An 11,432-nucleotide genomic window follows, 5' to 3' on the forward strand; every position below is an offset into this window, starting at 1 on the left:
GCCCTCACAGATCCAGCTCAAGGTCGCTGTTCGCCCGACTCACACATAAGCGGACGGCACCCTGGCCTCGCAACGCTGCACCGCTAAGTTCGTTCACACTTTCGCCGCCGCGCTGCTGGCAACTGCAGCTGTTACAAATTCCCATTCGACAACCGTGCTCTGGCGACAAACCGGCGTCCTCTATTTGCTCCAGCAGCGATTGACGACTCGATACCCGCAGGGTTTTGCCGCTGCGCCGCAGCACCAGCTCGTAGAATTGCTCCTCGGCCTCGTTGTCGATGGTCGCGAACGATGGCGTAAAGGCTTCAGCACGGAATTCCTTGCCGACACCGCCCAGCAGCTCGCGCGCCGCTGTGACAAAAGCGCCACCACCACAGGCAACGATCGACGCAGCGGGATACGCCCCTGCCAGCCGCGCCGCCAACGCCGCATCCAGACGCCCGCGCTCCGCATCCTCGCGCCCTTCGATGGCGTTACAAAAGCGGCTGACCCGAAACCCGGCATGCTCCGCCTGCAGGCGGTTCAGCTCTTCAGTGAAGCAAAAGCGGTCGGGCTGTTTCTCCCAATACAGTAACTCTCCCTGCAAAGAGCGCCCCGACGCTGCCATCGAGGCAAGCAGGTTGTAGATCGCCGTGATACCACTGCCGGCCGCCAACATCAGCAGCGGGCGCGTCGCGTCGTTCACCAGCCCGGTCGCCAAGTCGCCGTAGGGCTGGCTCAACTCCAGCACATCACCGACCTGCACGTGATCGTGGAGAAAATTACTCATCAAGCCTTCGGGCTCTCGCCGCACGGTCAAGCAAATATCACGGCCACTGGCCAGCCGGGACAGACTGTAGCTGCGACAGTGACGGCGGCCAGCGATATCCGCACTCAGGGTGAGATGCTGACCGGCAGACACCGGACCCAGATTGCGGTTGGGGCGCAGTGTTAAGGTCAGCGTATCGGCGGCCTCCCACTGCGCAGCCACCACCCTGGCAAAGACCCGGCGCCAGGCAGCAGTGCTCCCCAGCTCACGAGACCAGAAGTCGTACTGCCCCTCACTCATAAGCGCGGCGACGAGCCCACCCAACACGGGTTTGCGCGCAATCAGGCCCTCTGCGGAGGATATAAACGGCGATGTCATAGGCCACCTCAACTGGTGATTTTTCGATCAATATACACCTGTATTTATAAGTGTCAATACAAGTGTATATTCATGTGTATATTTACCTGTATATACGAACGTTTCCGAAGTCCCTAAACTAGGCTGACATTCACAGCCAGCAACACGTGGAAACGATGAGTATTCGGGCAAGACGAAGCACCAAGAAAGCGGACAGCGGCCGCCAGCGCCGGCAGGTAACAGAACAGGATTTAATGGATGCCGCCGTGCGGCTGCTGGGCGATCACCGCAGCGTATCCACCCTGAGTCTCAGGGAAATTGCCCGTGAGGCGGGGATCGCACCCAATAGCTTCTACCGTTATTTTCGCGACGTCGATGAGCTGACCGTCGCCCTGATCGATCAGGCCGGGCGAGCACTGCGAGGCATTATTCGAGAGGCCCGCCAGCGACTGTCCATGGAGCGCAGTGCTATTCGCACGTCGGTGGAAGCGTTTATGGAGCAGCTCGATGCCGACGAGAAATACCTTCAGGTATTGCTGCGGGAAATGTCGACGGGATCAGATGCCTTCCGGGAGGCTGTGGAAAGTGAACTCACTTATTTCGAGGATGAGTTGCGCGATGAACTGGAACGCATGGAAAAGCTGACCGGCCACGCGACCTACGAACCCGCACTGACCGCCAAAGCCATTACCCGTCTGGTGGTGGCCATGGGTGCCAACGCAGCCAACCTTCCAAAGGAGTCACGCGCCGCGCTTATCGACCAGACCGTCGTGATGATCCGCATGATTATGGAAGGCTCCCAGTCACTGGCCAAAAAGCACCGGCGATCAGCAAAGTAACGCCCATAAAAAAGGGGCCAAGAGGCCCCAAGAAATCAAAAGACTGTCGTCTTTAGATGCGCTTAAGAACAATGGGCAGGTCGTCCGCTGGCTTGGGCAGGGGAACGGTCTGCATGCTGTCGCTGTAACCGTCTGCCAGACGGAATTCGTAACGGCGCAGGAACTGGTGCAGGAAGTTCTTCACCTGCATCAGCGCAAAGTGCATACCGATACATTTGTGAGCACCGCCGCCGAAACCGACAAAACTGAAGGTATGACGCTTGTGCTCGTTGCGCGGCTCCAGCCAGCGATCAAGATCAAACTTCAGCGGGTTATCCCAGTACTCTTCCATGCGGTGAGTGTGCTGCGGGGTCATAAACAGAATCGTGTTTGCCGGAATGCGGTAGCCGCCCAGCTCACACTCATTGATAGTGCGGCGTTGCATCATCATTACAGACGGATGCAGACGCAGTGCTTCTTTCGCGGCAATTTCTGCCAGCGGCATTTTCTCCAGATCTTCGTACTCAAGAAACTCTTTATCGATCGCCATCGCTTCGTCACGCAGGCGCTGCTGAGCCTCTTGATCCTGACCCAGATAGTAGAGCAGGTGGCTGAGTGCACTGGTGGTCGTGTCGTGCGCCGCAAACAGCAGGAAGCTCATGTGGGCGGTAATATCTTCGTGGCTGAAGAACTCGCCGTCTTCCGTTTTTTCCTTGGTGAAGTAACTGAAGGTATCGGTGCCGTTACCCGCACGGCGCTCGTCAATCAGGCTATAGAAGAAGGACTTCAGCTGACGTTCACCCTTTTTCGCTTTGTAGTGCAGCGTGCCGGGAATTTCCTTCTTGATGATCCCCATCATGCCATTGGCAACATCGGTAAAGGTCTGATTCATCGACTGGGCGCGCTCGTCGCCTTTATCCAGACCGACGAAGATCGTTGCCGCGACGTCCAGCAGGTTCTGCTTAATCGCCGGGAAGAACAGCATCTCCTCGTTCTTACCCCAGCTTTCAACAGCCTCGGCAATCATTGGCCCCATGGTGTCGATGTAGCCTTTCATCGCATCGTTTTTAAATGCGGTCTGCATCATCCGACGCTGGAAGCGGTGCTCGTCGTGATCACGCAGCAGCAAAGCGCCTTTGTAATAACGACCCAGCGAGCCCATGTAACCCATCTCTGCCGAGAAGTTTTTATCCTTGTCCAGATACACTTCTTTGTAGAGATCGGGGCCAACCAGCAATACGCCCTTGAATCCCGCCAGACCAAAGCGCGAGACATTACCAAACTCGCGATACTGCTTATCAATAGTGCCGTACAGGTCTTTGACGAGCGCAAAAGTATGTCCAATGATCGGCATACCAAATGAGCCGGGAATGTGTTGCAGATCCGTGCAATCCGGAGCCTGTTTGTAATCGGTGTTTACAGCGGTGCTTGCCATGGCGTCATGCCCTCCGAAGGGGGTCGTTATCAATTTATTGGTGCCCATCATAGAAGGGCTTATGATACATATCAAGCGTTCGATATGAATTATATTTCATCTTAAGGTATAGTTGGCAGCGCAAATTTGTACGCACTGAAAGGAACTGGCAAACCGTGAGAAAAGTTGACCACGACAGCCGTCGTGAAGAAGTGGCTGGCGCCGCCGCCAGACTGATCGCGGAAAAAGGTCTGGAAGCCCTGACGACGCGGGCCCTCGCCAAATCCTTGGGGTGCTCGATTGGCGTCCTCTCTCACTACTTCAGCAGCAAAGAAGAGATCGTTATCGCCGCCTTCCGCTGGGCGGACCAGCGCATTGACCTGCGTATGCAGGAAGCCATTGCCACCGACAACCCCGGTCTGGACAGCTTTTTTCCGGTCATCAAAGCCGGCCTGCCACTGGACGAGGAATCCGACCTGGAGTGGCGCGTTCGCCTGAATTTGCACAGCTTTGCACTGACCCACGAGGACAGCTTCTTTGCTCAGCGGGAGAAGGATCAGCATTTCAGCGGCCTGATGTTGGAGATGATCGCCAGCATGCAGAAGCAGGGAAAACTGCGGGATGACCTGAGCGCGGAAGACATTACGCATATCGCCTTCGACCTTGTCATCGGCATGGCTAAAAACCTGCTGATGCTGCCGCTCGAAGAACGCGAAACGCGCGCCGCCTACTTATTCAGAATGATCGAACAGCTGCGCCCCCCCTGCTGAGCGGCGCAGCTTTCTCGTTTAGCGACTCTTATTGATCACTTCGTCGGCATACCACGTCATCATGCCGATTTTTTCTTCCACAGTTTTGGTATCGGGCTCCGAGGCGTACACGTCGCGGAATGCCACCAGCACCTCATCCACGCCAATATCCTCAAGCCGCTTGATTCCGTCGGCACTGTAGGCTTCTGCCGTCATGGCCTGGAATTCAAAGGGCAGGTGATCGCGACCGTACTCCACGCGGAACTCGTTAATCTGGTCGATCATGGCCTTGATTGAGTCCAGATCGCCACCGGCGGCAATCCAGCCATCCCCCAGACGCGCGGCGCGGCGCAGAGCAGGCTTGGAATGACCACCGACCAGAATGGGCGGACGCACACTGGGTGGCGGGCAGATTTTCACTTCGGGCACATCGAAGATCTCGCCCTTGTAGCCAAAATACTCGCCGCTCATCAGACCGTTGATGATTTCAATCATCTCGTCCATACGCTTGCCGCGGCGCTCCCAAGGTACATTTGTCACCTCGAAGTCCTCGGCCCAGGGACTGATACCGACACCGTAACCAAAACGGTTATTGGTCAGTACCGCCAGCGTTGACAGGGTTTTGGCGATCAAGACCGGCTCGTGTACGGCCAGTTTATGCACCGAGGTCGTAAAGCGGATTTTCTCGGTTTGTGCGGCCAGATGGGCCGTCAGCAGAAAGGGCTCCATAAACGGAACACCGTCCAGAAACTCACGGCTGCCATCGCTGTTGTAAGGGTATTTGGAACTGGCCTCTTTGGGGTAACAGATGCTGTCAGGCATGGTAACGGTGTCAAAACCCAGTTTTTCGGCTTCGACGCTCAGCGGCACATACTGCTCCACGGGGCACATACTGTGGTGGTAGGCAAACTTCATGCAGATTTCCTTCTTGGCATTATTTTCCAGGATTCGCGCCGCGGCACCGCACGGCCAGTCGAGCACTACTATAGATCGGCAGGTAACGGCTCGATAACCTCCGAACGGATGACTTTACGCAGTCCAGCCGTCTTTGGAGCAAGCGTCACTATCGGCCAAAGCTGCGCCAGCATCGGCGCCAAGCCCGCGAAATAAAAGGAATTTCTTGCTAAGCTTCAGACAAGTGACCACACCACAGAAAAAGGATGATGACCCTGAGCGCCGCCAAAGACACTCGCAGCCACCGCACCCGCGACAGCATTGTCCGCGCGGCGGAAACCCTGTTCGCCGAACAGGGTATCGACGGCGTGTCGCTGAACACCATCACCCGCGCCGCCGGTCAGGCCAATCGCAACGCGGTGCAATACCACTTCGGGAATAAAGATGGTCTGCTCCAGGCGATCTTCGACAAACACGGCCCGGCACTGGCGGAGCGTCGCGCCAAACTGATCGACGAGCTGCTCAAGCAGGGGATGCCAGCCGCGCGCCTGATTGCCACCGCCATTGTGGAGCCACTGCTGGAGAAACTGGACGATGCCGACGGCGGCGAAGCCTACCTGCATATCAGCGCCGAGCTGATTGCCAGCAATACCCTGGGCTACGCCCTGCCGGAAAAACATTCCCTGCAGCTTACCCGCGAGACCAAGCTGGCTAATCTCACAGCCCAGGAGCTTACCCAACTGCCGCCAGAGATCGCCCAGCACCGTATTCTGCTCATCAATGTGCTGGGGTTTCACGGCATTTCCGACCATGCCCGGGTCCGCCACAACGACACTTACGACCCACTGATTCGCGACACCGATTTTATGGCCAGCAACCTGATCGACAGTATGGTTGCCATTCTCGAGGCACCGCCATCATCGAGAAGCCTGGATATTCTTGCCCGCCGCCGGGCACCGAGGGAGGGCTGATCGTGCGCGTGACCTTTCTGGGCACCAGTGCCGGCACCCCGACCCGACAGCGCAATGTCACGGGCCTGGCGATGGCGATCGATGACGCCCGCGACTGGTACCTGTTCGATTGCGGCGAAGCCACCCAGCACCAGCTGCAGCACACCCGCTACACCACCGCCAGACTGCGCGCCGTTTTCATCACCCACGTGCACGGCGACCATTGCTACGGTCTGCCGGGGCTGATTGCCAGTGCCAATATGAGTGGCCGCAAGACACCGCTCACGATCTGCGCCCCCGATGGTATCGAACAATTTATCCGGGCGACGTTTCTGCACACCGACATCCGCGAGCTGCGCTTTCCCCTGCATTTTGTCCGCAGCGACTTGCCAGATTTCAGCTACGATGACGGTCAGCTGCACGTCAGTGCGCACCTGCTGTCACACCGGGTACCCTGCTTTGCCTACCGCGCGGAAGAGCAGCCGCCCCGACACCTGCTGGAGGCCGAACTGGATGAAGCGGGCTTGCCCAGAGGCCCGCTGTGGAATCGACTGCAACGGGGTGAAGATGTGGTATCGGAATCTGGCGAGCTGTTCCGCAGCCATGATTTCAGCCGTCCGGCCTGGCCGCCGCGCAGCATTATTGTGGGCGGCGACAACGACCAACCCGAACTCCTGCACGATGCGATGTGCCGCAGCGATGTGATGATTCACGAAGCGACCTTCAGCGAAGAAGTACTGGCCAAAGTCGGCCCCAAATACATGCACAGTACCGCCGCGATGGTTGCCAAAGCCGCCAGCGAGGCCGGACTCCGCCAGCTTATTCTCACTCACTTCAGCCAGCGCTACCGCCTCAAGGGTGGCGACCATGTCGAGCACAGCATTGATGACTTGATCCGCGAAGCCCGCAGCTATTACGAGGGCAACTTATACATGGCGGAAGACCTGCACAGCTACCAACTGGACCGCGACCGCCAATTGTATCGGCTCGATGAACCCGGGCATTAAAGCTCCGTTGACGACAGTGCATCCAGCGCCGCCAGTTGACGCTCCAGCTCATCACGCACCCATTGGCGATTGGATGCGCCGGGGATAAACAGCGCCGGCGGGCGCTCCAGCTCCAGCGCCGCCAGACTGGCCGCCGCCACTTCTTCCGAGGTCTGCCAGAATTCCTCCGGCACCGTGCTCTTATCAAATTCACCCAGCGCTTCCCGGTAGTGGAAGTCGCTGTGGGTGTAGCCCGGACACAGGCACTGCACCACGATTCCGGCACTGCGTTCTTCCTTCGCAAGGCATTGGCTAAATGCAGAGAGGAATGCCTTGCTGCCGCCATACACTGCCGCGCCCTTCATCGGAATCAAGCCCGCCAGCGAGGCAACATTGACGATCCGCCCACGTCCCAGCTCTGTCATATAAGGCAGTGCCGCCCGGCATAGGGCCACCGTGGCGGTGCAATGCAGGTCGACCATTTTCTGCTCCAGGTCGAGATCGCTGTGCTTCAAATTACTGTGTGTAGCAAAACCCGCATTGTTGATCAGGATGCTGACGGGACCCTTTTGACGAATGGCTTCCAGCACTTCAGCCACGGCCAGTGGCTGTGTCAGATCCAGAGCCAGAGTGTGGATATCGCAGCCCGATGGCCGCAGCTCGGCCGCGACCGTCGCCAGCTTGTCGGCATCGCGGCCGACCAGAATCATCGCCTTGCAGCGCGGCGCCAACTGCTCGGCAAACGCGCGACCGATGCCGGCGGAGGCGCCGGTGATCAATGCAATATCGGAATTTTTATTTGCTGCCATAGTCCATCTCGTATCCACTGTATTCGGGGGAACAAATTCTGCCCGTATGCAGCGCCAAGGGAAAGCCGAAGCGACGATTCCCAGGCCACGACGCAACAACGGAGACCATCATGCGATCGTATTTACTGAGCTATGCGGCAGGGAATGTCGGCGGATTACTGAACAGTCTGGCGCTTTGGCTGGCAGGCAGCTACGGCCTGACCCCCGCACTCGGCGTGAGTATCGCCCCGTCACTCTCACCCGAATGGCTCTACCCAAGACTGGTCTGGGGCGGCTTGTGGGGCCTGCTGTTCGCAATGCCCCTACTCGCCCAACACTGGCTGCGCAGAGCCCTGCTGTTGAGCCTGCTGCCCAGCGCTGTGCAACTGTTTATCGTCTTTCCCTATCACTCGCCTTACGGTCAGGCGGGACTGGCACTGGGCACACTCACCCCGCTGGTGGTGTTACTCGCTAACGCCGTCTGGGGCGCCGGCACTGCCCTCACCCTGCGACTGAGCCGCTAGCGCCTCGTAGGCGGCTTCCCCCCGCGCCGCCACAATGGCGTCGCGGTTCTGCAACATCAACAGTGACCAGGCCACAGACTCCAGCCGCTGGCGCTCGGCCTCAGGCACACCCGCCAGCACAAACAGCTGCCGCTGAGGGCTCTTGGCCTTTGCCAGCACAGTGATGCCGACAAACTGCTTTGCCACCCCGATATCGTCCAGATCTGGCACCCGCAGGCGAACATCGCTCAACTGCGGTTGCAGCTTCTCCACCGCGTCGGTAAACAGCGCGCGCAACACACCGCTGACCGCATCGCGCCCGGCCAGACGATTTTGCAGGGAAATCGACGGCATGCGGGTTTTGCTGCCCACCGCCGTGTGGAAGGCGCCTTCATACTGGTGCTCACCACATAGCCATTCCGGCGCCGACGCCCGTTCGCTGTCGGGAAAATCACAAGCCCAGGCCGCAGGAGCCAGCAGCAGGAGAGGAATCAACAGTCGCAACATAATCGGGCCTTATCGTTTGTAAAAGTATGCACTCTAAAATGAGGAGCCGGGCTGGCGCAAAAATTCTTGCTCTTCCGGCGTGGAGTGCCGCCCCAATACCGCGTTGCGGTGAGGGTATCGGCCAAAGCGTTCGATAATTTCCGCATGGCGGCGGGCAAAGTCCATATTCGTGGGCTTTCCCAGGCGCTCGAACAAACGCAGAGACTCGCGCTGAATCCGCGGTGACTCGCTGTGCATAAACGGCATGTACAGAAACACCTGCTGATCGCCGCTGAGCGAATCATCCACGCCACCCGCAATGGCTTCCTGCGCCAGCACCAGCGCCGCCGCATCGCAGGCAAAGGCGCGTGCATCATCGCGGTACAGGTTTCGGGAAAACTGATCAAGCACCAGAATCTCCGCCAGTCGCCCCTCAGGAGAACACCGCCAGCCGTATAGCTCTCCAGCCGCGCCAGCACGATGGCACTCGGCAAATTGCCGACGAATCTGCGCATCGACATCGTCGCTGCGACCAAACCAGTCGCCCGGCTCCAAGGTATCAAACCAGAACGTCAGTACCTGTGCGGCATCCATGTTCCCTTCTCCCGGCAGTAGCACGTTCCCAGCATAATCGATTGTTGCCCCCAGGCCCACGAAGCGTGGGCAGCGGCGCACAGACACTGGTAAAATACTCCGCTTTACGTACTCAGCCATCCTGGAGAACACCATGGCCAAGGCCAAAGCCCCGAATTTCGAGTCTGCACTCAGTGAGCTGGAGCAACTGGTTCACACCATGGAATCGGGCGAGCTCAGTCTGGAAGACTCCCTCAAAGCCTTTGAGAAAGGCATGCAGCTCAGCCTCGATTGCCAGAAGGCACTGGCGGATGCCGAGCTGAAAGTGCAGGAGCTGACCGCGCAGGATACCCACCCGGACAGCGACGAATGAGCGACAGCTTCAGCGATTACCTGCAGCGCAGCCAGCAGCGTCTTCAAGCGGCACTGCCCGGCAGGTTGGGCAACAGTGGCAGTGAGTTCAGCGATGCTGAGGCCAGCGCGGTACTCCGCCGCCTGTTTGAGGCCAGCGAATACAGTCTGATGAACGGCGGCAAGCGAGTCCGGGCGACGCTGGTCTACGCGACCGCCGCCGCGCTCAGCGAAAGCAGCAACGACGCGGTGCTGGATGACTGCGCCTGCGCACTGGAAATGATCCACGCCTATTCACTGGTGCACGACGACCTGCCCGCCATGGACGACGACGACCTGCGCCGAGGCAAGCCCACTTGCCATATCGCTTACGACGAAGCCACGGCCATTCTGGTGGGCGATGGCCTGCAAAGCCGTGCCTTCGAGTTGTTGGCAGACCTGGATCTGCCCGCCGAGCGCAATCTCGCCATGGTTAAACTACTGGCAGCCGCCAGCGGACCGCGCGGCATGGTTGGTGGCCAGGCCATTGATCTGGCCAACGTCAATCGCCAACTCGATCTGAGCACCCTGCAAACCATGCACCAACTGAAAACCGGCGCATTGATCCGCGCCGCCGTCGGCCTCGGTGCTTTAGCCGGTGGTGCCAGTGCGGCACAGCGCCAGCAGCTCGATGACTACGGACGCGCCATCGGCCTGGCTTTTCAGGTGCAGGACGACATTCTCGATATTGAGAGCAATACCGAGGTACTGGGCAAAACTCAGGGGGCGGACCAATCGCTGAACAAGCCCACCTTCCCCGCCCTGCTGGGCATGGACGGTGCCAAGCGCCTGGCCCGCGAACTGCACGACGATGCCATCTCCGCACTGGGCGGCTTTGGTCCGACGGCAGAACCACTGCGACAACTGGCGGCGTATATCATTGAGCGCGAGCACTAATCGGCATTTCTACACACGCTGCGCCGTGTCGCTGCAGGGCAATTGGTTTACAATTGCGGCCTTTGCGCCGTCAGGTTAGAGATTCATGTTTCGGAAAATTCCCACGCAACGGCCGTCGACCCCACTGCTCGACGGCATCGCCGACCCCGACGATCTGCGCGGACTGGACGAGCATCAGCTACCCCAGCTGGCGACAGAGCTGCGTGAATTTCTGCTGTACTCGGTCGGCCAGACCGGCGGCCACTTCGGCGCAGGCCTCGGCGTTGTTGAGCTGACCGTCGCCCTGCACTACATCTACAACACCCCCGACGACCGGCTGGTGTGGGATGTGGGCCACCAATGTTACCCCCACAAAATTCTCACCGGTCGTCGCGAGCGTATGCTGAGTATGCGCAAGGCTGGCGGGCTGGCAGGCTTCCCGAAACGCGAGGAAAGCCCTTACGACACCTTTGGCGTCGGCCATTCCAGCACCAGTATCAGCGCTGCGCTGGGGATGGCGATCGCCGCCCGGCAGCAGGGTATCGACCGCCGCACCGTCGCAGTCATCGGCGATGGTGCCATGACCGCGGGCATGGCTTTTGAAGCCATCACCCACGCCAGCCATACCGGCGCCAATATGCTGGTGGTACTCAACGACAATCAAATGTCGATCTCCAAAAACACCGGCGGGCTGAACACCTACTTTTCCAAAATCTGGGCGTCAAAAACCTACAACCAGTTGCGCAGCGGTGGTAAGTCGGTACTGCAGAAATTTCCCGGCCCGGCCAAGGAAATCGCCTCGCGCCTGGAAGAATACATGAAGGGCATGGTCTCCCCCGCCACCCTGTTCGAGGAGCTGGGCTTTAACTATATCGGCCCCATCGACGGCCACGACCTCGA

14 protein-coding genes are annotated in these 11,432 nt (G+C 58.9%); 8 read left to right on the plus strand and 6 right to left on the minus strand.

Translation table 11 applies throughout. From position 1 onward, the window contains the following. Window positions 1-4: 4 nt before the first annotated feature. The gene (locus AC5DB9_RS01010; protein ID WP_273009274.1) at window positions 5-1,126 is read right to left on the minus strand and encodes a flavin reductase family protein; all 1,122 of its coding nucleotides are present in this window, start codon (window positions 1,124-1,126) and stop codon (window positions 5-7) included. A 155-nt stretch (window positions 1,127-1,281) separates the two neighbouring features. Between AC5DB9_RS01010 and fabR the strand changes: the two genes are divergently transcribed. Then, complete coding sequence (fabR, locus tag AC5DB9_RS01015) at window positions 1,282-1,944, plus strand: HTH-type transcriptional repressor FabR (RefSeq protein WP_273009276.1); 663 nt, start codon at window positions 1,282-1,284, stop codon at window positions 1,942-1,944. Between the two features lie 52 nt (window positions 1,945-1,996). On the opposite strand, the gene AC5DB9_RS01020 is transcribed toward fabR, so the two are convergent. Next, on the minus strand, window positions 1,997-3,358 hold the full coding sequence (locus tag AC5DB9_RS01020) for a cytochrome P450 (protein ID WP_022958654.1): 1,362 nt from the start codon (window positions 3,356-3,358) through the stop codon (window positions 1,997-1,999). Window positions 3,359-3,513: 155 nt separating this feature from the next. On the opposite strand from AC5DB9_RS01020, the gene AC5DB9_RS01025 reads away from it, so the two are divergent. Further along, window positions 3,514-4,107 (plus strand): TetR/AcrR family transcriptional regulator, encoded by a 594-nt coding sequence (locus AC5DB9_RS01025; protein WP_022958655.1) that lies wholly within the window; start codon window positions 3,514-3,516, stop codon window positions 4,105-4,107. Window positions 4,108-4,125: 18 nt separating this feature from the next. Here AC5DB9_RS01025 and AC5DB9_RS01030 read toward each other — a convergent pair whose 3' ends face one another. Beyond that, window positions 4,126-5,001 carry a TIGR03619 family F420-dependent LLM class oxidoreductase gene (locus AC5DB9_RS01030; protein WP_028968261.1) on the minus strand — a complete coding sequence of 292 codons (876 nt, stop codon included), beginning with the start codon at window positions 4,999-5,001 and terminating at the stop codon, window positions 4,126-4,128. A 245-nt stretch (window positions 5,002-5,246) separates the two neighbouring features. Here AC5DB9_RS01030 and AC5DB9_RS01035 point away from each other — a divergent pair, with 245 nt between their 5' ends. Both AC5DB9_RS01035 and AC5DB9_RS01040 read left to right on the plus strand, forming a co-directional pair. After that, complete coding sequence (locus AC5DB9_RS01035; RefSeq protein WP_273009279.1) at window positions 5,247-5,951, plus strand: TetR/AcrR family transcriptional regulator; 705 nt, start codon at window positions 5,247-5,249, stop codon at window positions 5,949-5,951. A 2-nt stretch (window positions 5,952-5,953) separates the two neighbouring features. Next, window positions 5,954-6,937 carry a ribonuclease Z gene (locus tag AC5DB9_RS01040; RefSeq protein ID WP_273009281.1) on the plus strand — a complete coding sequence of 328 codons (984 nt, stop codon included), beginning with the start codon at window positions 5,954-5,956 and terminating at the stop codon, window positions 6,935-6,937. Here AC5DB9_RS01040 and AC5DB9_RS01045 read toward each other — a convergent pair. Further along, a complete protein-coding gene (locus AC5DB9_RS01045) occupies window positions 6,934-7,725 on the minus strand; it encodes an SDR family NAD(P)-dependent oxidoreductase (RefSeq protein ID WP_273009283.1) in 792 nt (263 codons plus the stop codon). The two genes, AC5DB9_RS01040 and AC5DB9_RS01045, sit on opposite strands and share 4 nt — an antisense overlap. 110 nt (window positions 7,726-7,835) lie before the next feature. Between AC5DB9_RS01045 and AC5DB9_RS01050 the strand changes: the two genes are divergently transcribed. Next, a complete protein-coding gene (locus AC5DB9_RS01050) occupies window positions 7,836-8,228 on the plus strand; it encodes a hypothetical protein (protein WP_273009285.1) in 393 nt (130 codons plus the stop codon). Here AC5DB9_RS01050 and AC5DB9_RS01055 read toward each other — a convergent pair. Together AC5DB9_RS01055 and AC5DB9_RS01060 are read right to left on the minus strand one after the other, a co-directional pair. Beyond that, window positions 8,169-8,714: a hypothetical protein gene (locus AC5DB9_RS01055; protein ID WP_273009287.1), complete on the minus strand. Its 546-nt coding sequence runs from the start codon at window positions 8,712-8,714 to the stop codon at window positions 8,169-8,171. The genes AC5DB9_RS01050 and AC5DB9_RS01055 overlap by 60 nt on opposite strands. Before the next feature lie 33 nt (window positions 8,715-8,747). After that, window positions 8,748-9,287 (minus strand): DUF924 family protein, encoded by a 540-nt coding sequence (locus AC5DB9_RS01060; RefSeq protein ID WP_273009289.1) that lies wholly within the window; start codon window positions 9,285-9,287, stop codon window positions 8,748-8,750. Between the two features lie 133 nt (window positions 9,288-9,420). On the opposite strand from AC5DB9_RS01060, the gene AC5DB9_RS01065 reads away from it, so the two are divergent. The 3 genes from AC5DB9_RS01065 to AC5DB9_RS01075 all read left to right on the plus strand — a co-directional run. Further along, window positions 9,421-9,639 carry an exodeoxyribonuclease VII small subunit gene (locus AC5DB9_RS01065; protein WP_273009291.1) on the plus strand — a complete coding sequence of 73 codons (219 nt, stop codon included), beginning with the start codon at window positions 9,421-9,423 and terminating at the stop codon, window positions 9,637-9,639. Then, window positions 9,636-10,553 carry a polyprenyl synthetase family protein gene (locus AC5DB9_RS01070; protein WP_273009293.1) on the plus strand — a complete coding sequence of 306 codons (918 nt, stop codon included), beginning with the start codon at window positions 9,636-9,638 and terminating at the stop codon, window positions 10,551-10,553. Before AC5DB9_RS01065 ends, AC5DB9_RS01070 begins: the two co-directional genes overlap by 4 nt. Window positions 10,554-10,638: 85 nt before the next feature. After that, the coding region (locus AC5DB9_RS01075; RefSeq protein ID WP_286845470.1) for a 1-deoxy-D-xylulose-5-phosphate synthase N-terminal domain-containing protein at window positions 10,639-11,432 on the plus strand (794 nt) is incomplete at its 3' end.

The organism is Spongiibacter sp. (assembly GCF_984394615.1).